This window comes from Shewanella sp. SW1 (genome assembly GCF_025653545.1).
Taxonomy (GTDB): domain Bacteria; phylum Pseudomonadota; class Gammaproteobacteria; order Enterobacterales; family Shewanellaceae; genus Shewanella; species Shewanella oncorhynchi.
Map to the genome: position 1 here is coordinate 47,862 of NZ_JAKKSG010000024.1, position 22,071 is coordinate 69,932.

At 60.5% G+C, this 22,071-nt stretch carries 22 protein-coding genes; 13 read left to right on the forward strand and 9 right to left on the reverse strand.

The genetic code is table 11. From position 1 onward, the window contains the following. Positions 1 to 5: 5 nt before the first annotated feature. The 4 genes from L5M71_RS19145 to L5M71_RS19160 are packed head-to-tail and all read right to left on the reverse strand — an operon-like array spanning position 6 to position 3,332. On the reverse strand, positions 6 to 638 hold the full coding sequence (locus L5M71_RS19145) for a hypothetical protein (RefSeq protein WP_263209065.1): 633 nt from the start codon (positions 636 to 638) through the stop codon (positions 6 to 8). After that, positions 635 to 1,549 carry an AbiJ-NTD4 domain-containing protein gene (locus L5M71_RS19150; protein WP_263209068.1) on the reverse strand — a complete coding sequence of 305 codons (915 nt, stop codon included), beginning with the start codon at positions 1,547 to 1,549 and terminating at the stop codon, positions 635 to 637. The genes L5M71_RS19145 and L5M71_RS19150 overlap by 4 nt, the downstream gene beginning before the upstream one ends. Then, complete coding sequence (locus tag L5M71_RS19155) at positions 1,546 to 2,625, reverse strand: nucleotidyl transferase AbiEii/AbiGii toxin family protein (RefSeq protein WP_263209070.1); 1,080 nt, start codon at positions 2,623 to 2,625, stop codon at positions 1,546 to 1,548. Before L5M71_RS19155 ends, L5M71_RS19150 begins: the two co-directional genes overlap by 4 nt. Continuing rightward, on the reverse strand, positions 2,622 to 3,332 hold the full coding sequence (locus L5M71_RS19160) for a DUF6088 family protein (protein WP_263209073.1): 711 nt from the start codon (positions 3,330 to 3,332) through the stop codon (positions 2,622 to 2,624). The genes L5M71_RS19155 and L5M71_RS19160 overlap by 4 nt, the downstream gene beginning before the upstream one ends. Before the next feature lie 477 nt (positions 3,333 to 3,809). On the opposite strand from L5M71_RS19160, the gene radC reads away from it, so the two are divergent. The 3 genes from radC (at position 3,810) to L5M71_RS19175 (ending at position 7,786) form a co-directional block, all read left to right on the forward strand. Then, positions 3,810 to 4,316 carry a RadC family protein gene (gene radC, locus L5M71_RS19165; RefSeq protein WP_263209075.1) on the forward strand — a complete coding sequence of 169 codons (507 nt, stop codon included), beginning with the start codon at positions 3,810 to 3,812 and terminating at the stop codon, positions 4,314 to 4,316. A 541-nt stretch (positions 4,317 to 4,857) separates the two neighbouring features. Further along, positions 4,858 to 5,685 (forward strand): DUF932 domain-containing protein, encoded by an 828-nt coding sequence (locus L5M71_RS19170; RefSeq protein ID WP_263209077.1) that lies wholly within the window; start codon positions 4,858 to 4,860, stop codon positions 5,683 to 5,685. A gap of 88 nt (positions 5,686 to 5,773) precedes the next feature. Continuing rightward, positions 5,774 to 7,786 carry a ParB/RepB/Spo0J family partition protein gene (locus L5M71_RS19175; RefSeq protein WP_263209079.1) on the forward strand — a complete coding sequence of 671 codons (2,013 nt, stop codon included), beginning with the start codon at positions 5,774 to 5,776 and terminating at the stop codon, positions 7,784 to 7,786. Positions 7,787 to 8,153: 367 nt separating this feature from the next. Here the strand turns inward: L5M71_RS19175 and L5M71_RS19180 are convergent, their stop codons facing one another. Together L5M71_RS19180 and L5M71_RS19185 are read right to left on the reverse strand one after the other, a co-directional pair. Beyond that, complete coding sequence (locus L5M71_RS19180; protein WP_263209081.1) at positions 8,154 to 11,441, reverse strand: DEAD/DEAH box helicase; 3,288 nt, start codon at positions 11,439 to 11,441, stop codon at positions 8,154 to 8,156. Between the two features lie 90 nt (positions 11,442 to 11,531). Then, a complete protein-coding gene (locus L5M71_RS19185) occupies positions 11,532 to 11,753 on the reverse strand; it encodes a hypothetical protein (protein ID WP_263209084.1) in 222 nt (73 codons plus the stop codon). A gap of 377 nt (positions 11,754 to 12,130) precedes the next feature. Between L5M71_RS19185 and L5M71_RS19190 the strand changes: the two genes are divergently transcribed. Beyond that, positions 12,131 to 12,439 (forward strand): DUF736 domain-containing protein, encoded by a 309-nt coding sequence (locus L5M71_RS19190; protein ID WP_263209086.1) that lies wholly within the window; start codon positions 12,131 to 12,133, stop codon positions 12,437 to 12,439. A gap of 45 nt (positions 12,440 to 12,484) precedes the next feature. Here the strand turns inward: L5M71_RS19190 and L5M71_RS19195 are convergent, their stop codons facing one another. Beyond that, positions 12,485 to 12,781: a helix-turn-helix domain-containing protein gene (locus L5M71_RS19195; protein WP_263209088.1), complete on the reverse strand. Its 297-nt coding sequence runs from the start codon at positions 12,779 to 12,781 to the stop codon at positions 12,485 to 12,487. A 442-nt stretch (positions 12,782 to 13,223) separates the two neighbouring features. Here L5M71_RS19195 and L5M71_RS19200 point away from each other — a divergent pair, with 442 nt between their 5' ends. From L5M71_RS19200 to L5M71_RS19240, 9 genes are all read left to right on the forward strand, one after another. After that, positions 13,224 to 13,574: a DUF2958 domain-containing protein gene (locus L5M71_RS19200; RefSeq protein WP_263209090.1), complete on the forward strand. Its 351-nt coding sequence runs from the start codon at positions 13,224 to 13,226 to the stop codon at positions 13,572 to 13,574. Positions 13,575 to 13,941: 367 nt separating this feature from the next. After that, positions 13,942 to 14,739 carry a DUF2285 domain-containing protein gene (locus L5M71_RS19205; RefSeq protein ID WP_263209092.1) on the forward strand — a complete coding sequence of 266 codons (798 nt, stop codon included), beginning with the start codon at positions 13,942 to 13,944 and terminating at the stop codon, positions 14,737 to 14,739. 83 nt (positions 14,740 to 14,822) lie between these two features. After that, positions 14,823 to 15,119 (forward strand): helix-turn-helix transcriptional regulator, encoded by a 297-nt coding sequence (locus L5M71_RS19210; RefSeq protein ID WP_263209094.1) that lies wholly within the window; start codon positions 14,823 to 14,825, stop codon positions 15,117 to 15,119. Positions 15,120 to 15,154: 35 nt separating this feature from the next. After that, on the forward strand, positions 15,155 to 16,030 hold the full coding sequence (locus L5M71_RS19215) for a replication initiator protein A (protein ID WP_263209143.1): 876 nt from the start codon (positions 15,155 to 15,157) through the stop codon (positions 16,028 to 16,030). Between the two features lie 301 nt (positions 16,031 to 16,331). Then, positions 16,332 to 16,970, forward strand: a complete 639-nt coding sequence (gene parA / locus L5M71_RS19220; RefSeq protein ID WP_263209096.1) for a ParA family partition ATPase — start codon at positions 16,332 to 16,334, stop codon at positions 16,968 to 16,970. Then, complete coding sequence (locus tag L5M71_RS19225; RefSeq protein WP_263209098.1) at positions 16,967 to 17,218, forward strand: chromosome partitioning protein ParB; 252 nt, start codon at positions 16,967 to 16,969, stop codon at positions 17,216 to 17,218. The genes parA and L5M71_RS19225 overlap by 4 nt, the downstream gene beginning before the upstream one ends. Further along, complete coding sequence (locus tag L5M71_RS19230) at positions 17,215 to 17,760, forward strand: DUF2840 domain-containing protein (RefSeq protein WP_263209100.1); 546 nt, start codon at positions 17,215 to 17,217, stop codon at positions 17,758 to 17,760. Before L5M71_RS19225 ends, L5M71_RS19230 begins: the two co-directional genes overlap by 4 nt. Continuing rightward, positions 17,757 to 18,317 (forward strand): S26 family signal peptidase, encoded by a 561-nt coding sequence (locus L5M71_RS19235; RefSeq protein ID WP_263209102.1) that lies wholly within the window; start codon positions 17,757 to 17,759, stop codon positions 18,315 to 18,317. Before L5M71_RS19230 ends, L5M71_RS19235 begins: the two co-directional genes overlap by 4 nt. Before the next feature lie 514 nt (positions 18,318 to 18,831). Then, complete coding sequence (locus L5M71_RS19240; RefSeq protein WP_263209104.1) at positions 18,832 to 20,793, forward strand: relaxase/mobilization nuclease and DUF3363 domain-containing protein; 1,962 nt, start codon at positions 18,832 to 18,834, stop codon at positions 20,791 to 20,793. A gap of 144 nt (positions 20,794 to 20,937) precedes the next feature. Here L5M71_RS19240 and L5M71_RS19245 read toward each other — a convergent pair whose 3' ends face one another. Together L5M71_RS19245 and L5M71_RS19250 are read right to left on the reverse strand one after the other, a co-directional pair. Next, positions 20,938 to 21,270, reverse strand: a complete 333-nt coding sequence (locus tag L5M71_RS19245; protein ID WP_017228431.1) for a DMT family transporter — start codon at positions 21,268 to 21,270, stop codon at positions 20,938 to 20,940. A gap of 118 nt (positions 21,271 to 21,388) precedes the next feature. Further along, positions 21,389 to 22,045 carry a DUF3313 domain-containing protein gene (locus L5M71_RS19250; RefSeq protein ID WP_263220677.1) on the reverse strand — a complete coding sequence of 219 codons (657 nt, stop codon included), beginning with the start codon at positions 22,043 to 22,045 and terminating at the stop codon, positions 21,389 to 21,391. Positions 22,046 to 22,071: the final 26 nt, after the last annotated feature.

A 22,071-nucleotide genomic window follows, 5' to 3' on the forward strand; every position in this document is an offset into this window, starting at 1 on the left:
CCCCTTCAAGCGGTTTGTTTGAGTTGATTCAGTCTTCGTTGCACATCCGTGCCAATAGGAGGAATGATCCCTCCTAGCTGAGTTTGAGCGTACGTTGCCTGCTCGTACTGTTTCTCCTTCAGAGCGCCACCGCCGCGTGTACCGGCAATGTCCGCGACTAATGCTGCGCGGTGTGCATACCATTCAAGAATTGGTTCCTGCACAACAGCATTCGAACAGACATCTACCCCGCGAACTGTCAGGATGAAATTGGTTTCGTGGACCTTCACCTTCCCTTTGATGCCGGTGATGCGAACCAGGTCGCGTGATCGAAGCAAGGAAAGTGCATCGTCGAGGCGCTCGTAGGCACCAAAAAGATAGCGAATCATTGGAATGCGCCGCAAGTCAGGCTCATCGCTTTCGAAGATCGCTTCCGCAGCTTGACGGTAGGTCGCATTGCCTGTTGCTTCGTACCCGTCCAACAATTCGCTGGCCAGATAATCCGGGTTACGCATCCAAAAATCGAAGGCATGCAATCGTGCCTCGCCTTTGAAAATCTTGGCGACTGCCGGGCCGTTCGGATCTGTCCATGGCATACCGCCGGCGTTCAGAATGAAAAGTATCCGGATTGCGTCCCGGTGCGGCGTTCGAGCATTCACACGTTCCCCTTTTTTCTCAACATCAGTTGAATCATCGCGAACAGGCGATGGAACAGATAATCGACATGATCCACATCAATGACGGCGACTTGGTTGATTTCTGAGTGCCGGATGAGATGGCTATTGCCAATTGCTGTCAGTTCGATCGCTTCCGCTTCCAGCCGTGACCGCAAAGATGGTTCTGCTACCACGGCATCAAGGATGATCTTGATCGACCGCTTCTTATCGCCAGGGTCCGCCAGTGACTTGAGCCGTTCCCACGCATCCCACAAGCGTTCCAGCGCTTCGCGGCGCACAAGTGGATTGCGATCGGAAAATTTGGTCCGGCATTCCTCCAGCATGTTGTCCAGCGTGCGATCCCCGCTACGAAACGTTATTCGCTTGAGATCGTCGCCAAGCACTGGAGGAAGAACACGCACGATGCGGCCGGCCGACAGCATCTCGATCGCCACACCGTTGCGCGCAAAAATGCGGTTGACGGTCTTGCGGAATTCTTCTTGGCCGGTCGCTTGGTCAAACGTCAAATGATGGTGGTTGAAATAGTCGTGATGCTTGCCAAGGATCGGTTGTGCCACGGTGGCATAAACGAATTCCACAAAGTCCAGCACCAGCACGGTGTCGGGCGCAAACGGCTGGCGCTGCGAGAAAAATTCTTCACCTTCCATGCGAGATGTTTCCAACGGCCAAGTCAAGCCAGGCATCTCCGCAACCACGGACGCTGCAAGCGCCTCCGAATCGCTGCCACAGACTGCGTGCCCGTCCGGGCATTGCTCGGGAAAGCGCAGGCCAAAAGCCCCGCTATTGATCAGCGCCTGCACCGTCCCCACCAGCCCCGCCCACACGACAGGTGAGATCACCTGATCGGTACGGGCGCGAGGGCCGTTCTCTCGGTCACTGAAGTAGTCGCTCATAGATGCTGCGCCCCTTTTGTGGTAAGTGCGGCCATTCCAGCACCATTGACGATCTGCTCGAAGCGTTCCGCACTATCCAGTACCGCATCGAGTGGCGGGACGTCGCCGAAGACCATGCCAGCCATCGCGTCATAGTCTCTTTCGAGGGCATCTCGCATCGCAGTGCTCGGTGTCAGCGTGAACGTACCGGGTGCTGCAATATCGAGCCCCAAATCGGCGCTACCGAAGAACAGCCTCGCATGGCGGGCGCAGTCGATCGCCAGCACGTGATCGTTTTGCCATACGGCCGCCAATGGAGCCAGCATCAGTTGATGCACGTCGTAGTAGTGACGCGAGACGCGTTGGCCGCCGTGCCGTAGCTCGCCGCGACGGTCATGCCACTGGCGTAGACCGTGCAAGATCATGACTTTGTCCCAGAAGGTGCGTTCAGGCTTCACAGTGATCACGTTCGTCACGGTCAAGTCCAGGTCGGGCAGATCCTGTGTGACATACGGCGTGATGGAGGCAGCAACATGCGGATCGAGTGCCGATTTGGCACCGGCCTCAATCTTGACGGCTGAGCGGATGTAGTCGCCGGTGGTGGCCGTTACTGCGGGGTACCAGAACAACAGGCTCTGACCATCCTTATCGTCGGGGTCGGACTCGAGTCGAAAGCGGTCCTCGGGAATGACAGATGCCGCGAGGTGGGTGAACTGCGCTGCCAACGGTCCTGCGATATAGGTCTGACATGCATCTCGGATGGCTTCGAGACGTGCACGGCGCTTCTTCCCGCTCAGCGCATCTAGGTCGGCAACCTCGGCTCCCTGTCCCAAATCATCACGGAACACCGTGATGTCAATGTCTTCGGAAAAGCGGGAGATCAGGCCGAAGGCCTTGGAGAGCGAGGTGCCGCCTTTGAACAACAGGCGGGGCCCACCAACCTCCAGACCGTTGAACAGTGCATCCAGTGTCCAGCAAACCCAGAAATCCTTTTCGACGTTCTGGACCGCTGTACCGAGCCGGGCCGCAGCACCGAGAAATAAGTCTCGCCGTTCGGCATCGCTGGCGGAGATAACAGTATCAAATGCTGAATTCAACGGACCTCCACGTGTTTGGCCGAGCGGCGGCGCACTTCGGCACCCGGTGATTGACGTGTCGCGATCGATATAGCCTGTGGGTCACATCCGGGGAGTTCACGGACCAAGCTTTGCATCCACGCCGGCAGCACGTTGAAACCATCGAGCAAATCCTGGCGTATCGCGGCGCCATGTACAGGGTCGGCCAGTACCTTGGTCAGCTTGCTTAGGATAGGAGAACGTTCCGAAGTCAATGTGTCTTTCAGCCAGTGCAGCGCTTGCACGATGCGCATGGCTGGACGCCCCGCCCAGTAGAGGCGGCTGGGTGCTGTCTGCTTGAACTCGATGGTGAGTTTGTCCAGTTGAATTGCGCGGCGGCGAGTGTCGGTATGGATGGTGACGCGAGCCGGTACTGCGTCAGTCAGGCCGAGGTCATTGGCTGCGGTCATGCCGTCTACCAGCAGGCGCAGTTGATCCCGGCGTGCAATAGCTTCCGCCACCGCGCGGTAGTCCGGGGTTGTGGGACGCTTGGTCAGGCTGTTGAGTTTGGGCCTGTCATATAGGCCTCTGTCGATGCGACGCAATTCGCCCGCCAGCACCATGCGCTGCAGGGTCTTGTCAATGGCATCACGGCTGCCCAAATGTGCAAAGTCGGTTGGTACCCAAACTTGTCCGGGTTCAGCCGCTTCAATCAGGGCAGAGATGTGGAATTTGAGTTCGGACATCATTTCTCCTGTCCGATATTTATATATCTTTTTCGGACATTGAGCAAGTATTTGTCCGAAAAATGTAGTTTTATTTCGGACGTTTTGGACACTGATTCCATTTTTGTGCCGGCTCACACAGCGCTATCGCTTCAACCGTCTGTTTAGCAACTCAAATAGCGTACATCCCGGCGTGCCGCCGTCGGGCTCGCGGGCGTTGCCCCGCGCCTCGTGCCGAGTCGCGGCCATGCGGCTTTGATCCCTGATGCCTCCGGCCGTCACTGCGTTCCCGGCCTGCGCGCTACGCTTGCCCAAAGGCAATGGAGTGTGGTGGTGGGGGCTTGCTGTTCCCTTCAACGTACCACGCTGTTCTCGCTGTCAAGGTCTGCGCGCACGATGTGCGCTTGCGTCCTGACGGTCGTCTGCGAACCCTGACACCTGCGCTGCAGCGTGCTGGGGCCGGTCTCGGGCAATTCCGCCCGCTACAGACCGGAGCAGACCATGTCGCAACTTTCTCTTTCCCTCGATTCTTCTCTTCTCGTTCGCGATATCACGGGCGACTACCGTCCGGCCAATGCCAACGAGGTGTTGCAAGCCGCACAGCGGTTACTGGCTGGGCAACTGCGCGGGCGTGAGGTGCTGACTTCGCCGCAGGCGGTGCGCGACTTCCTGCGCGTGAAACTGGGTGGTTTGGAGCACGAGGTGTTCGCAGTGCTGATGCTTGATGCGCAGAACCGCCTGATCGAATACGTTGAGCTGTTCCGGGGTACGGTGAGTCAGGCATCGGTATATCCGCGCGAGGTGGTCAAGGAATCACTGGCGTTCAACGCGGCAGCGGCGATTTTTTGCCATAACCACCCGTCCGGTGTCGCCGAGCCGTCGCGGGCGGACGAGGTGTTGACCCAGACGCTAAAAACTGCGCTGTCGCTGGTGGACGTGCGGGTGTTGGATCACCTGATAGTCGCAGGCAACGACGTCATGAGTTTTGCCGAACGCGGGTTGTTGTAGCCCGAGGGGGCGTCGCCCCCCCCTTTTTTGCTTCGTCCGTAATACCGCTGCGCGCTACGCTTGCCCTCCAGGGGATCGGCTGGTCAGCCCATCCCCGCCGCGCCTTGCTTGGCGCCCCTCGAATGCAGCCGAACAGGTTGCACCTGATCGGCCAACAACTATCTATCTAGGCGTGTCTGCGGCACGCAGAGGCGCTCGCCGCGCGGCGTTGGTTTCAACGCATCCCCTGGCCCATCGGCCGCTGTTCGTCTTTCCCCAAGTTCATCGCTTTTTCCCGCGACCGTAGCCCGCGGTGCCTGGCAGTCAAGGCGCGCAGGGCCGAGTCCTCGCTGCGCTGCGGGCCGCACCAACCCTGCGCTTGCCTCCTTGACAGCCAGTCCCTCGCTGGCCCGGTTTTTCGCGGGCGATGAACTCAGGAAATACGGCGGCAAACAGGGACCGGCCCAGGTCTCTGCGCCGAACCAACCAAAGCCACAACGGGCTCCGAATCTTGGAATCCGGTCAGCTTTGAAACCACAGCAGCATTTTTTGGAGAAAGATCATGCAACTAGCAACCCGCTTCGCATCCCGCTCCCCCTTACTGCGCGCCGATTACCCCTTATCGGATGACCAGATTCGCACCGTAGCTCCGTCCATCTTTGCCGAGGACAAGCACGCCAGCCGTTCCGACCGCTACGCCTACATCCCGACCGGCGCAGTGCTGTCCGAACTACGCAAGGAAGGATTCCAGCCCTTCATGGTGTGCCAGACCCGTGTGCGCGACGAAGGCAAGCGCGAACACACCAAGCACATGGTGCGGCTGCGCCATGCCGACCAGATCAACGGCGCGGAAGCCAACGAAATCATTTTGCTGAACTCGCACGATGGCACCAGCAGCTACCAAATGCTGGCGGGCATGTTCCGCTTTGTCTGCAAAAACGGCTTGGTGTGCGGCGATACCGTTGCCGATCTGCGCATCCCGCACAAAGGCGATGTGGTCGGCCAAGTGATCGAAGGCGCGTATGACGTGCTGGACAGTTTCGACCTTGTGCGCGAACGGCGCGACGAGATGCGCGCCATCACGCTGGACCGAAGCGAAGCCGAAGTGTTCGCCCATGCTGCGCTGTCCCTTAAGTACGACGACCCGGCAACACCTGCGCCGATCACTGAAGCGCAATTGCTGATGCCGCGCCGCCGCGACGACGACCGGCCCGACCTGTGGAGTGCCTTCAACCGCGTTCAGGAGAACCTGACGCAAGGAGGACTGGCGGGGCGCAACGCCAACGGACAGCGCCAACGCACCCGGCCCATTCAGGGCATCGATCAGAACGTCAAGGTCAATCGTGCCCTGTGGCTACTGGCCGAAGGCATGAAGCAGCTCAAGGCTTGAACGAACCCACCCGAGGGGCTAGCCCCCCTCGATTACCCGTCCATTTTTTCAAATTTTGAACGTCCCGTAGGGGACAGGAGCTATCACCATGAATACCGTTACCACTCAAGAAGTCCAAGCCCTTGAAACCGCTGCACCCTCGCAAAACATGCTGTTGGTGCCGCTGTCCCAGCTTCGTCCGTCCAAGCGCAATGTGCGCAAGACCTTGGGCGCTTCCATCACCGAACTGGCCGCAAGCATCCTGCGTGTCGGTCTGCTGCAAAACCTGACAGTGATTCTTGCCAGCGATGGCGAGCATTACGAAGTGGTGGCTGGTGGCCGTCGCCTCGCGGCCTTGAAGCTGCTGGCGAAGAAGCGGCGTATTGCCAAAGACTACGCGGTGCCTTGCCTGCTGGTGGCCGATGCGTCGGCGCGTACCGCCAGCCTGACCGAGAACGTGCAACGCGAAGCCATGCACCCCGCCGACCAGTTCGAGGCGTTCGCCGCCCTGATCGCGGAAGGCCGCCCCATTGAGGACATTGCCGCCGATTTTGGCGTGACCCCGCTGGTGGTGCAGCGCCGCTTAAAGCTGGCGAATATCTCGCCGCGTTTGCTGGCCGACTACCGCGCCGATACCGTGAACCTTGACCAGTTGATGGCGCTTGCAATCACCGACGACCACGCCGCACAGGAAGCTGCGTTCTACGATGCGCCCAACTGGCAGCGCACCCCGAGTGCATTGCGCGAACGGCTGACCGAGCGGGAAATCGATGCTCATCGTCATCCGCTGGTGCGCTTTGTCGGGCTGGAAGCCTACGAGGCCGCAGGCGGCGGCATCCGGCGCGACCTGTTCGCCGAGGGGGACAACGGCGTGTATCTGACCGATGCGGCGTTGATTGACCAACTGGCACAAGACAAGCTGGCAGGCATTGCCGACGAGGTACGCCGCGAAGGTTGGGCGTGGGTGGAGACCGTGCCAGCCGCTACCTATGCCGACCTGCAAACTTTCCAGCGCGCCCCGAAGGAACGGCGCAAGCCTAACGCCCGCGAAGCCAAGCGCATCGCCAAGCTGCAAGCCAAGATACAGGAAGTCGGGGATGCCTTGGAAGTCGCCCTTGATGCCGAGGAGGAAGAAAAAGCCGAAGCGCTCGACGACGAAGGCCGCCGCGTGGGAGAGCAACTGGAGGCGCTGGAAGCCGAATTGCTGGCCTATGGCCCGACTGTCCGCGCTGCTGCCGGTGTTGTCGTCACGCTCGACCGCCAAGGCGAACCTGTCATTCATCGCGGTCTGCTGCGTGACGCCGAGGCGAAGGCATTGCGGACACTGGCGAGGGTGCAAAGCGGTATCGCCCCGGAAGACGCCGAGGACGAGGACAGCCCAGAGCCGAAGAAGGCCGGAATCTCCGAGAAACTGGCGCGCCGTATGAGCGCCCACCGCACGGCGGCACTACAAATCGAACTGGCGCGCAATCCGCAGGCATCGCTGGCCGCGCTGGTGCATGGCATGGTGCAGCGAGTCTTGCAGGATGGCTATGCGGCGGAATTGCCTATCGGGATCAGCGTGCGCCCGCAGGACAGGCTGGAAGGCTACGCCACGGACTGGCCGCAATCGCCTGCCGCTGTCGCCTTGCGGGAACTACAGCAGGCATGGGGCGAGCAACTGCCGGAGGACGATGCAGAACTGTTCGCCGTGCTGCTGGCAATGCCGCAGGATGAACTGGTGCGGTTGCTGGCGGTGTGCGTGGCCTCGACCGTGGATGTGGTTTCTTCGAGAGAACACGATGCGCCGGGCGAAGTGCTGGCACAGGCTGTCGGACTGGACATGGCGGCATGGTGGAAGCCGACTGCCGAGGGGTATTTTTCCCACGTGTCCAATGCGGTGATTCTGGAAGCGGTGCAGCAGTTCGCGCCGCAACATGTCACCCGATTGGCGAAGCTCAAGAAGGCCGACATTGCCAGCGAGGCCGAACGGCTGGCAGAGGGAACGGGCTGGATGCCTGCAATGTTCAAGAGCGAGGGCAGCACTAGCGCGACGCAGGACGCGACGGGCGACACGTTAGAGGAAGCCCCGCAGGATGCCGCCGCCGAGGTGGGGGAAGTGGCCGAAGCGCTGGCCGCGTGAGGTAGCAACGACAAATAGCCCCGGCGCAGAAATGCGCCGGGGTCTCTTTTTTGAAAAATCGGGCGCGGCAAGTTTGCCGCGCCCGGTCTGACCGCCAACAAGCCACCTCAAGAACAAAAAATGCGCCCCGCCTTCGTGGCTGGGCGTCGAATCGGCAGGCACTCCGGCCCACGCTGGGCCTGCGCGTGCGATGCACTTGCTCATTGCACCCCCGGCATTGCCCCGCACCGGGTAGATCAAATAAGACTGGGCGCGTCCATCAGGCCGCGCCCAGTTTCAACATCCAATGCAAAAGCTCCGCGCCGCTGCCAGTGTTCCACGGGCACCTGCTTAAACGCAGAACAGCTCAATAGCAGCAAATATGCGGCTATTGAGGGATTGGCATCTGTTCCTGTTCGCGTGTCGGGATTTTCTGGAGTGGCAGTAGATCCATGACGTCACAGAACAGCGACCGATTCTTCCAGTCGCTTCTGTCGCCGATCACATAGAAACGTCGCTTGGCCCGCGTCGCGGCAACGTTCAGCAGATTGGGTTCCGAAACAGCCCAATTGCGGGCTCCTGCACCTGCCGTGTTGCCACCCAGTACCATGATGACAACTGGCGCTTCCTTGCCCTGCATGGTGTGGATCGTGCCGAACACTATTTTGTTGCCCACTATTCGTTTGAGATTGTTCCGAACGTCTGTGAAGGGTGTGATGACTGAGATGTCTTTGGCCTCCACGCCATCCTCACGCAATAGCACAAGCAATTCCTGCAAGGCCTTGCCTTCAGCAGGTACCCAATTTCCTTGCGACGCGCCACTGGCATGAATCCAGCCCGTCGATAAACTGGCGCGCGTCTCTTTCTCGGGGCTTGGTGCAAGCGTTCCGTACACCATGCTGCCGTCATAGGCAATACGATTGGCGAGCCCGTGCATCGGCCTGTCGCAGCGGCGATGTACAGCCAGCGGCAGTCCAACCCAAGTTTTGCTACCGGCCGGCCCCGCCATGCGTCCCCACGAGGTGGCCTCGTCAGCCAGCGTCTGCGCTGATTGTCGGTTGGGAAGCCAATGCGCATCGACACGGTAGCGCGTGCGCATGTGTTCCAACACCGCATCGGACACAGTAACGATGGGCTTGAGTTGAAGAGGATCGCCCACCAGCAACGCACGCCGGGATCGCCACAGCGCTCCCACCGCAGCTTGCGGGGTAGCCTGGCCGGCCTCGTCCACCAGCAGCCAGCCGATCTCACTGGTACCCAAAGAGCCGAACGAACGGGCAAACGACGCGAAGGTACTGCTCAATACCGGAACGACCATGAACAGCGAAGCCCAGGCGGAACGGATGGCGTCGCGCGAAAGACCTTGGAAGCGTGAGCCAGTCAATAAACCGTTGATAAGGAAAAGGTTGGAGCGTATCCGGGACGCCTCCAACTCGAAGAACGTCCGATGGAGCTTGAGCGCTTGGATGAAGACGCGCGCGCGTGCTTGTCTCCAGCCTTCAATACGCCAAGGCTCGGCCAGTTCAATGGCATCGCCGCGACCGATGGCGTCGCCTTGCAGCCAAGCGATCAGGTGATCGGCTTGGCAGGCGATAGCCAGGCCGGTAGCGTCTCGCGTCAGAACTTTGTCTTGATTCTGCAATTGCAGCAATGCGCGGCGCGCCTCGGCGGTTTGTTTTTCCAAGCTCTCCCTTGATATGTCGAGTTGCTTGGTTAGGCGTGTTATTCGAGCGAACTCGGCAGAGGCCAGATCACGTTCGCATTCCAGCAGTTCCAGTGTTGCGCGCCAATCGCGTTGAGCCCTCCACAGACTGAACAACTTCACCCAGAAACCCGGCTTGCGGGCTTGGTGCTGCTTAAGTGCGTCCAGGCACTGCTTGAGCGCCAAGTTGGCGGGGCGACTTTCCTTTGCATCCAGGTGCGCGAGCTGTGCTACCGCGTCGGCTAGTTTCTGTTCGAGAGTACCAAGTGTTTCGGATCTGTCGGCTATCGTCTTTCTGGTCTTGCAGATCGACTGGATCAACTCGCGAATACGGCTGGCATTGGCGCACGCTTTACGCGCCTCAATCTTGACCGCTTCGTAATCAGAGACCGCTTGCCGCCACAAGGCTTGGCGTTGTTCCGAGGAACGGGCCGCGTTGATCTCGGCATGCGTATTGAGCCAACCCATGAAGCCCTGCGGGCCTTTCTCTTTTTCGGGTGGCGCATCGTCGTGATCGTCGTTGCCACCGTCATTCTCCTCCATAGTGGACGGGACGGAGGACTGGGTGTTTACAGCATTCTCGATTTTCTTCTCTGACTCGACATCTGTGTCTTCTTCGGCCTCGGAATCCGCCTTGTCCTTGCTGCCAAAAGGACGCTGACCATAGAAATAGCAATCCACGAAATTTTTTCGCCGAACCTTGCTGCCCAATGCGCCGGAAATCAGTCCCCAAGCTGGTTTGCCGCTGGTCAGTTCCCCCAATTCGGCGAAATACTCAGCTTCAGGCAGCCAGCTCTCGTCGATCTTGTCCCGCTGAGGCAATTCGAGCGTGACGTTCTCCACGGCGCCGTTATTGGACGACGCGACCACGATTTCAAAGCCATATAGCGCCGGGTTGAGCTTGAAGCAAGCCTGCGGCTTACCGCCGTCATTGGCCTCTTCACGTCCGTTGCCCGCGAACCCATCGGAGGCTCGGCGCAACTTGGCAAGCGCATCGGCTCTGCTGGTGACAATGGCGGCAATCAAGTCACGTAATAGCGTCGTCTTACCCGTGCCTGGCGGGCCGTTGATGCCCAGCAGTCCCTGGTCATCGGCGAGGGTGGACAGGATTGTATTGACGGCCAGTTGCTGGGAATGCACAAGTCCCAGATGCCGCTCGGTGGGCCAGCAGCTATTGGGGTAGGTATCCGGCATCAACCGGTCGATCAGCGGCAGTGATGCGCGGTCGTCGTCAACGTGCAGACGTTGCTGAGGGTCGTACTGGCGGAGGTATTGATCCAGGGGCGCACTTTTCACACCCTTACTGATGCTGTCGGCGACATCGGCAAGATCATCGAGCAAGAAGCTGTTGAGTGGATCGTCTTCCGATTGGGGCTTGTCAGGCTTGACGGGTTGGGAACGAAAACGAAATTGATGCCGATCCACATGACCAAAGAAGTCCGCCACGCCGAGGAACTGAAGAACCCACTGGGTAAACTCGCGCAAAGCGTCGCCAGATACTTGGCCTGCAAGCAGTGTTTTCGCCTGATCACCAGCGGCTTTTTGAGCATCCTCGAATCCCCTTGTCCAGTCTTTTCCAGTCAACACCCGCCCTAGAAACCACGCCTCACTGGAGAGTACGAGGCTGTTATCGACCATTTGGCCGGCCATGGCGAACTTCGCAGCAAACAGAGCCGATTCTCGATACTGCGGCTCTCGATAACCTTGGTCCGCTCCAAAGACTTCCTTGAGCTTTTCGGCGACGAGCCGGCTGTCATACAGGTGGGCATAGAGCGTGTGGCTCCAAACACGCTTCTTGGGTAATTCCTGTCTGCTAACGACACTTTCAGGTGCCCAGGGAGGAACAGGACGCTGGATTGGCGTGTCGTGAATGAACGCACCATATGGGTTGCTGCGTTTCTCTAGCTTGGGTGCCGATTGGGGTTGAAGTAACTCGACTGAATGCCAATACCGAACGATGTTCTCTTGCCCCATCAATTCCTTCCTTTCTTGTCAATTTTTTCTATGTTTTTACAGCCCGACATTCAGTTCGTTCGAATTGGCAGGAGTCTTTGAGCTTGGTAATTAGCCAACAAAACGCTCAGTTCCTAAATGATGGCATGCCATTGCGACGCTCGGGGTGCTGCGTTTCGCCATTACTTGCTGGGCTGGGTTGTGCAAGTGCGCGCCGCCCTCGAAACTGTTGGTTCTACACGACATTGTCATGAGGACGATTCGTTGACATGCAGAACGGCCTTGCCATGAAGATTCCACGCCACGCTTTAACCCGTTTGCCGTCTGGTGCATGAAGCGTTCCCGCTAGTCGTTCCGGGTCGGACCTTGCCAGCATCAAGGCGCATGCCGTCGCGGCCTGCTTGCGGGGATGCCGAGTTGACCATCGTTCCATTCGGGCCAGTTCGACCCCTGCGTCCTTGGCTTGTCGTGAATCCTGGCAAGGGCACGGCTTGCGCCTCGGGCTTCATGGCTGCAACCGTCCGGCCCAAACAATTTCCCCGGCGCTGTGCGCCTTCCTCGCGCAGCAAATTCTTTGGGCCTCCCGGTCCTCCACGCTGTTGCGGCCTCATCGCTTTGCTCTGCGGTGCGGCCAGCCCGTCCCTCGCCGGGCGGATCACCGACAAGGACGCGATGGGCGCGATCTTGCAACCCCGAAAGGAAACTTCATCATGGCTAATATCGGCACCTTCACCGCAGACAAAGACGGCTTCACCGGCACGCTGCGCACCCTGACGCTCAATGTCAAGGTCAAATTCATCCTGAACGACAAGACCAGCGAGAACTCTCCCGACTACCGCATCCAGGCCACCAACGGGCTGGAAGTCGGCGCAGCGTGGAAGAAAGTCAGTCAGGCAGAGAGGCCTTACGTGTCTTGCAGTTTGGATGATCCCTCGTTTCCGGCCACGGTCTACGCCCGCCTGATCGAAGGCGAGGACGGCACGCACAACCTCATCTGGTCGCGCAGCAAGGGCGACTGATTGCCCCCAACGCCCCGCCCATCGTGGCGGGGCATTCCCTAACGGTCAGTGCTCCGGCTCGGAAGCCGCAAGCCGGCTTTCCGTCTCCGTCATCAAGTCGGCCGAGCTGCAACCCAGCGCCCGTGCAATCTTGAGAATGATCGCCAGCGTGGGCATGTGCTCGCCACGCTCAATCTTGCCCATGTGCGAGCGCTCGATGCCGGCCAGGTTGGCCAGCGTCTCCTGGGCGACCCCTTGTTCTGTTCTCAGCGCGCGCACCGCCGCGCCGAAGGCTTGTGCCGGTTCGGCCTCGAAAGTGGTGGCACCGGCCGGACGGCCGCGCTGAATTGATCGCTTCTGCATGCACAGAAGAGTCAATTAACAACACAATTAAAACCACGTTATCTTTAACTCATTGACTATTTCGATCTACCATATCGCGTAACGGTATTGCGCTCTTCATCGTGCTCTTACGCTTTTGCGTAATGCCGGATTCGTGTTTCCGTGCTTTCGTGGATTCGTTGACTTCCATCTGTACGCTTTTACGATCTTCCGTACATCCTTAATGGCGTATTCGAGGCTTTCTGTACATCCAGCTATACGGTTTCGTGCATCGTCGGCTTTGTGGGCATCCTGGCCGCTCCCAGGCTCACCCCACGGCGGACAAGTGCGCGAGACTGGCGCACGCCGCTTGCCGTCAACCCCGGCCCGCACCGGACCGTGTTGGGGTATGACGGCTGCGCTTGGCACGTGCGCCCCAGTCGCCTCGCTCCGCCGTGGAGCGAACCCTTTGAAGGAAGCGACCATGACCCAATCTCTCATCTCCGACGAGCAACGCGTCCAACTGCTCGCCAATGGCCGCGCCAGTGCCGAAGGCCAGGACATTGATCCGGTGCCCGTCGTCAAGCTGTTCACCCCGGACGCGCACGCGACCTGGCTGCTGACCGAACTTGATCCCGAGGATGGCGATACGGCCTACGGCCTGTGCGATATCGGCATCGGCATGCCAGAGCTGGGCAACGTGCGGATATCCGATCTGGCATCCATCGTCGGACCGTTGAAGCTGCCGGTTGAGCGCGACCTGTATTTCGTCGCGAAGCGTACCTTGTCCGACTATGCGCGACTGGCCCGCATCAACGGTTCGATCATCGAATGATCGAACAATGGCCCGCTGCGGCGGGCCATCCAGACGCTGCCAAGCAGGGTAAATGGCAGCTTACTGTGTCTATTTGGGTCTCAGTCCAGACCCTGCGCGCATCAATGTGCACTCTGCACCAGGGCGGTGCAATGGCGACCCAAACAGTCAGGCTCTCCAGAGCTGTTTGCGGCACTGTCTCCGATGCTGCGCACCAACTCCGGTCGCGCAGCCGTCGCACCCGGATACATTTTGCAACATTTTGGAGTCAATTGGTCTTGACACAGCCAAATTATCGAACTTCTTTGACGTTTTGGCGATGACTCTTTAGCGCCGAAAAGTCGGCACCCGTGGCGACTGTTCCTGCTGTTCGACGGGAGGTTGCGCCATGGCAGAACCGAATTCCGATCATTGGCATCCGAGCGCCGCGTATCTCTACGTCCTGCATCTGGACGGGCCGGCCTTGGCTTGGGAATACTTGCGACGCGACCCGGACTACCGGCTCGACTGGCTACGCCGTCACCGCCACCCCGAGCAGGCGCAGCGCTGGGGCCTGCGCCTACTGGAAGATCCCGGCCAAGACGCGCGGGACGCGCACCCGGCCTGGTTCCCCGACCACGATATCGTGGTGCAGCTCTTTCCCGATGCCGATCCGCCGCCCGATGCGGTAGCGTTCGATTTCTGGCGCATCCCTGGACACAAAAAACTGATCCATGATGGCCGACGCCTGGTGCTGGTCGCCCGGCAGCCGGGCTGCTGTCTGCGTTTGACACTCTCGCCAGCGCTGGAGGTCGGCATGGCCTACGTCTACGCCATCCGCGCCTGTCAAGCGCCTTGCGCCCGCTATCGCACGCTGGCGGGCGAATTGGACAAGCTGCAGGATGCCAGCGAGACACCGCTTGCGGGAGTGGGCAAACCGCGTCCATCCCCGTCGTCACTGCTGGAACTGCACACCTTGCAGGCGCTCGACGGCACCCTGGCTGGCGCGTCCTTGCGCACGGTGGCCGACGTGCTGTTCGGCTCCGATGCCGTGGCCGGGGGCTGGCACGCCGATGGCGATCTGCGCGCCCGCGTGCGCCGCCTGGTGCAACGCGGGAAAAAGCTGATGTTGGGCGGCTATCGCCGTCTGGCACAGCTTCCATCGCTTGAGCAGGGACGTTCTGCATCGGATGCAAAACGTCCCTGAGCAGAACGCCGCGCTTTCTTGAGACTGCCTCCATCCGGTCGCGCTATTGCGACCGGCGACCCTGACCGATGGAGGTTCACACCATGAGACCAGTTCCCTTGCGGCCCGCTGCCGCCCCCACGGCTACTGCCAAGCAGCCCGCCCGCTACCTGACCAATGACGAGGCCGCCGAGTTCCTGCGGCTTTCGCCGCGCACGCTGGAGAAGCAACGCGTGATCGGCGGCGGACCACGCTTCCGCAAGTTCGGCCGACGTGTCATGTACGCGGTGGCCGACCTCGAAACCTGGGCGGATGCCCGGAGCTTCGAAGCCACCTCCGACCCTGAATACGCCGAGCACCACTCTGGCGACAGCCGCGATGGTCACCATGGTCGCCGCTGAAGTTAGGCAGGCCAGGCGCATTAGTGGCCCTCGCCATGTCCAGCCCATCGCTGCCGAAGACGCAGGAGCAGCCGATGCAGCAGCACGAACAGCTCGACCTGTTCCGCGCGCTGCCGGGCGACATGGCGCCGCGCGACGCCCAGGACCTGATGGCCTATCCGTTCTTCTCGCTGGCCAAGTCGCGGCGCATTGCGCCGATCGACTTTCGTTCTGGCGGCGTGACCGTGCGCGTGGAGGGAACACAAGAGCATGGCATCGCCACGATCTGGGATGCCGACATCCTGATCTGGGCGGCCAGCCAGATCGTGGAAGCGCGGGATGCTGGCATTCGCAGCTCCCGCCGGATGCAAGCCACACCCTACGAGATCCTGCGCTTCATCGGGCGCGGTACGTCGCTGCACGACTACCAGCGCCTGAAGGCGGCGCTGGACCGCTTGCAGTCCACCAGCGTGGCGACCTCGATCCGCGAAACGACAGGCCGACGCCTGCACCGCTTCTCGTGGATCAACGAATGGAAGGAGCGGGCCGACAGCAACGGGGTTCCGCTGGGTCTCGAATTGATTCTGCCGGACTGGTTCTATGCCGGTGTGCTGGACGAAGCCCTGGTGCTGACCATCGACCCGGCGTATTTCAAGCTCACGGGCGGTATCGAGCGCTGGCTGTACCGGCTGGTGCGCAAGCACGGCGGCAAACAACCCGGTGGCTGGCAGTTCGACTTCCGGCACCTGCACCGCAAATCGGGCAGCTCGGCACGCTTCTCGGACTTCGCCTACGACCTGCGTGCCTTGGTGGCACGCCAGTCTTTGCCCGGCTACGCCCTGAGCATCGAGCGATTGCCGGGGGAGCCGGAAATCCTGGTTTTCCGGCCGAAGTTATCCACCGAAAACACAATCCAGGTCGGCAGATCATGATTTTGTGGATAACCGGTGCATATCCTGTGAATGGCCTCATGCTATCAGGCGCAAGGTGGCTCGTGCTATCGGGAGTACGGCTCTCGTGCTATCAGGAGTACGAATCGGCCGCAAAGCCAGTAACGGCGCGGGTTCCGGCCTCCCTTAACTTACCTAACTTAAAACATCTAACTTTTAATAAGAGCGCGCCGGTTCGGTGGACAACTACTGAAAACCAAAAGCCACGGCAAAACCGAAGCCAAAACCAAAGACGTTTTGCAAGTCAAAAACAGCCAGGCTTTCCAAGCGGGAGGGCCGCACCATGATCGTCGCCTTGCTCAACCAAAAAGGCGGGGTCGGCAAGACCACGCTTGCCACTCACATCGCCGGTGAACTGGCGATGCAGGGACAATCGGTCATCCTGCTGGATGCCGATCCACAGGGATCATCCCTCGACTGGACACAACGGCGCAGCCAGCAAGGGCTGCCACGGTTATTCAGCGCTGTCGGCTTGGCAAGGGAAACGCTGCACCAGGAGGCGCCAGAACTGGCTAGGCGCTGCGATCACATCGTTATCGATGGGCCGCCCAGAATCGCCGCACTCGCGCGCTCCGCGCTGCTGGCGGCCGACTGTGTGCTGATCCCGGTGCAGCCCAGCCCTTACGACCTATGGGCCAGCGCCGAGATGGTGGCGTTGATCCGCGAGGCTCAGGTCTTTCGGCCGGCGTTGCGTGCGGCCTTTGTCATCAACCGGCGTGTCAGCACCACCGTGATTGGACGCGAGGCGCGCAGTTCTCTCGCCGATCAACCACTGCCAGCGCTACGTGCAGAGGTTCGCCAACGCATTGTCTTCGCCGACAGCGTGGCCGCTGGTCAGCTTGCACGCGAACTGGCAGCGGATAGCGCAGCCGCACGGGAAATCACCGCGTTGGTGGACGAACTCTTGCGGTGGTCGTCATGAGCAGCGGACGTGGCAAGCGTTTCACCATCGGTGCACGTCCCCCGGCGAATCCGCACGCGGAAGCATGGATTCGCCAGGGCGACGGCAGCGACATCAACAAGGGCGACCTCTACACCGCCCGATTGACTCTCGATGTAACACCCGCGCTGCGCGCTCGCATCAAGGTTTCTGCCTTCACCCAAAACACCACGGTGGCCGAACTGCTGCGCGCCTTACTGGAACGTGAGTTCCCGGAGAAGACACCATGAATACCGATACGCAGGTCCATCCAACAACGAGCGCAGCTGCGTCGCCGCCATCGCCGCGTACACTTGCCAGCCAGGTCGGCAATGTGCCGCTGACCCGCGTGGCACTCGCTTACGTGAACAAGCGCATCAATCTCTATCTGCGCTTCGGCAACCCGGCGCGTACCATCCAGCTCGACCGCTGGCGGCGCAGTGCGGTGTTCCTGCCTGCATCCATCTTCTGCCGCATTCGCTGGGAGTCCAACGACTACGGTACGACACGCTGGCAGCTCATGGTGATGCAGGCCTGCACGCCACTGGACGCAGTGCAGCGCATCCCCGGCATACAACCCGGCGCGCGCATCCTGCTGCACGCCGAAGGTGAACGACAGGTGCAGGCCGTGCTGTCGTTGACCGATGCCATCGAAGCGCTGGGTATCGCCCCCATCGACGTGTCGCCAGCGTACTGGCGCACGCTGGGCAATCGTCTCTCCGCACACCAGGCACTGCCGCAATATACCGCCGAGCGGCATGCCGCCTGGCTCACCGGGAGGGAATTGCAATGACTGCGGCAACGATCAAACCTCGCTCGCGCATGCGCGCTCACCTCGTATTGGCGATGCTGTCCGCCTGCGGCCTCGCTGCGCTGGCCTGGGCATCCTTCGCGACGCCTTCGGCGCACGTCGTCTACAACCCGTCCAATAGTGTGCCGGTCGGCTGGTATCGCATCGAGCCAATCAATTCGCCAGCAGACTCATTGCACGTCGGCAGCATCGTGCTGGCCCGCCTTCCGGCAGAACCCGCCGCGCTAGCTGCGCAGCGTGGCTACCTGCCGTTACACGTTCCGCTGCTCAAACGTGTCGGTGCGGTTGCACCTCAACACGTCTGCATCGTGAGCGGTGTCGTGCGCATTGACGGCGTGCCGGTGGCCGCCGTGTTGCACGCCGACCGGCGGGGCCGTCCGCTGCAATCCTGGCAGCAGTGCCGGGCGCTCGCCGAAGGTGAACTGTTTCTGCTCAGTGCGACCAATCCGGCGTCATTCGACAGCCGGTATTTCGGGCCGATTGCTTCATCTGCCGTGATCGGTACAGCGCAGCCGTTTTACCTGGAGAAGCAACCATGAAATCGGTCGACTGCATGCAGTCTGACTGGGGGCCATCGCGGTCTCGTTTTTGCGTTGACCGGCTATCGGAACTATCGTTTCCGATGCTGACGCAACGTCATTGTGCGTGCAGTTTGAATGCATTTGCACCGCGTTTTGCGCAGTATCCGTCGCTGCATTTGAGAGCCGGTTGTCCGCATTTTTTTGCGCACGTTTGCGTGCGCTCCAACGTGCAGATGGATTGCCCCGAGCGCGGCATACCTCAGGTATGGCTGGCGCTCGTCGGCCGGCAGGCTGCGCGGGACGCAGCGCCGCCGGGGCACCGCAGCCCCGTGCCGTCAGGCCGGGGAAAGGTGCAGGGCAAGATTGAAGGGGCCGGCACGCTGCCGGCCCATAAGCGAGTCTGCACGTGGGGTTGGCGCGGCACGCGCTATTTGGCGGCACCGTGCCGCGATGTCGGCCAAAGCCTTGTGGGCATTGGCGAAACCGCGAGTATGGCACGCCCTGGTCGGATGGCCTTGGCTGGAGTGTCCGCATGAGCAGGCGCGGCAGCTCGGACGGCGAGGAGCACTTCCGCATCCGACCCGGCACACCCAAGCAGCGCGGCCAGGCCTTTGTCTCGAAGGTGTTGCGGCAGGCCAGCAAAGGACACAACTCGACCGGCCGCAAGCCCGGCAAGGTGCCCGGATCGCGCCTGGGACGCGGCCATGTGGCGGCGCGCTTCACCGGGCAGTCGCTGTCCGCGACTTCCCGGCGCGCCACCGTCAAGGTCCGGCTGGTCTACCTCAAGCAGGCCGGTGCGCGTTCGACTATCACCCACCTGCGCTACATCGAGCGCGAAGGTGTCGGCCGTGAGCAGGACACCGGCAAGGCCTATGGGCCAATGACCGATGAAGCGGACTTACCGGCCTTCGAGGAACGTGGCCGGGAAGATCGGCACCAGTTCCGGCTGATCGTCTCGCCCGAGGATGCCGAACAGCTCGACGACCTGCGCACCTACACGCGCCATCTGATGGGGCGCATGGAAGCCGATCTGGGTACGCGCCTAGACTGGGTTGCTGTGAACCACTGGAACACCGACAACCCGCATACACATATCGTGTTGCGCGGCAAGGAAGACACCGGCAGGGACCTGATTATTTCGCAGGCGTACATCACCCGAGGCATGCGTGAGCGCGCCGCAGAGCTGTCCACGGAATGGTTGGGGCCGCGCACCGAGCTGGAGATCCAACGCACCTTGTTGCGCGAGGTGGATCAGGAGCGGTGGACTAGCCTGGATCGCACGCTGCAACGTGAAGCAAAGGATGGGCTGAACCAGGTCAATCAACCAGCCAGCGACCCGAAGCTGCGGCAGCAGCGTGTGTTGCTGGTGGGACGCTTGCAGCAGCTGCAGCGCATGGGGCTGGCGAGCGAACACCAGCCCGGCGTCTGGGTAGTTCACGCCGATGCGGAGCCCGTGCTGCGGGCCATGGGCGAACGCGGCGACATCATCCGTACCATGCAACGGGCCATGGGCGGTGCTCAGCGCGACCTGGCCGTATTTCAGCCAGGAGAAGAAAGCCGTTCCGTCATCGGCCGGGTAGCCGGTAAAGGGCTTGCGGACGAGCTGTACGACAAGGGCTATTTGGTGGTCGATGGCATTGACGGCAAGGCGCACTACGTAGCATTGCCGGCCAAGACGGAGCTGGCGCAGTACCCGATCGGCGCCATAGTCGAAGCACAAGGTTCAACTAAGGCCCGGGCGGTCGACAAAACCATCGCCGCGCTGGCCGTCGATGGCGTGTATCGCACCGAGCATCACCTAGCCGTCGCGCAGGGCCATTCCTCATCCGACCGCGACCCGCGCGAGGTGGTGGCCTCCCATGTGCGCCGGCTCGAAGCCCTACGCCGCACCGGCACTGTGGAGCGCGTAACCGAAGGCGTCTGGAGAGTGCCCGGTGACCTGATCGAACGTGGCCGCAAGTACGACGCGCAGCGCCTCGGCGGCGGCGTGGCGGTGGAACTGAAATCGCACCTGCCCATCGAGCTGCAGGCCCGCGTGGTCGGCGCTACCTGGCTAGACCAGCAATTGATTAGCTGCAATAATGGGTTAGGCGACCTCGGGTTTGGTGCCGAGGTTAAGGACGCGCTACGCGAGCGCACCGACTTCATGATCGAACAGGGCTTCGCCGAACGGCGCGGGCAGCGAGTAATCCTGGCGCGCGATCTGTTAGCGACGTTGCGCGGGCGCGATTTGGCGAAGCTCGCGCAGGACATTGCGACCGAAACTGGCCTCGAGCATCGGCCGGTGGAAAATGGGAAGCGCGTGGTTGGCGTCTACCGGCGCAACGTCATGCTCGCCAGCGGGCGCTACGCGATGCTCGACGATGGCAAAGGATTTAGCCTGGTGCCGTGGAAGCCGATGATTGAGCAGCAGCTTGGCAAGGCGGTCGCGGCTACTGTCCGCGCAGGCAGCGTCACTTGGGATTTTGGAAAGCAACGCGGCCCGTCGATTTGAACCACCCGCGAAGATGCTCGAATCATGTACAGCGGTAAATCCGTTGGTGTTGATTTTCCACTACTCGGTCATGTAAATATCTACGATGTATGAGGAGTCGGCAATTCGAAATCTCTGCGCCGCGCTATGTGACATCGACTGATATCAGTGTGGAGAACTCTTTGAAAACACGTTTATGACGATCACTCCAGCAAGGATGAGCGCCATTCCGCCGATTGCAGCAAAGTCAAGTCGCTGCTTGAACACGATCCAGGCAACTACTGCCGTTAGCACTATGCCAGCGCCGGACCACAAGGCGTAAACAATGCCGACCGGAAGTACCTTTAGCGTCAGGGACAGGAAATAAAACGACCCGGCATAGCCCGCCGTCGTGGCTAAACTAGGCCATAAATTTGTGAAGCCATCAGACGCTTTGAGGAAAGAAGTCGCGAAGACTTCAAGAACAATCGCGACAACGAGGTAGAGGTAAATGCTCATAATTTATCCAATTGAAGATGGTTTGAGTTAGGTCCAGAGCCAGATAAATTGTTCTTTGACATCAAGGTCATAAACTTATGATGAGGGATGTCACAAGTGCCTTACGGTACAGGCCGGCTTAGAGGAGCGAGAAAGGTGTTTGCGTCGCTTGCGAAGCGTGCAGCCAATGAGCGCGCGTGAGCAGTGCGATTGAAATTACCTGCAAAATCTTTGACCATCCCCCCAGAGTCGGCCCAAAGCAGCAATGCCAACTGCCTGCCTGAGTCGGCGTCAATTGCCTCCAGCTCCGTCGCAAGGGCTCCGTCGCAAGGGCTCCGTTGCGAAGTGGACCAATCAACGCTGTCGTGAGAGCGTTCAAAGCAGGAGATGCTTCGGTGATCCGGGTGATACGTACTCGCAAAACCAGTGCAGGTTTATTGGCAGAGCGTTCGCTCAAGCTAAAACTCTTACTGACCTCCGTAGCCAAGATGTTCTGCAAGACATCACGGACTTCTTTGGTCGTCTCGGTCGATACTTCGGCAGTGACTGAATCCTCTACCTCGATAGGCTCAATGGTGGCCCACTTATAGCGGCCAAAATCGTCTTGCTTTGGAGGGATCGCCATCGCCAGGTCATTACTTTTTACCAAGCCATCATATGACGTGGCCTTGTTGGATTGCAGTGGTGTGCTCGTCGCGCATGCGCCAAGACCTCCCACCATCAGAACCACCAATGCCACCTTCGCACATCGCATTGAAGAGGATGCGAGCAGCGATTGTTGCGAACCTTGGCTCATGGGCGTTACGCTACTTCCCGACGCGC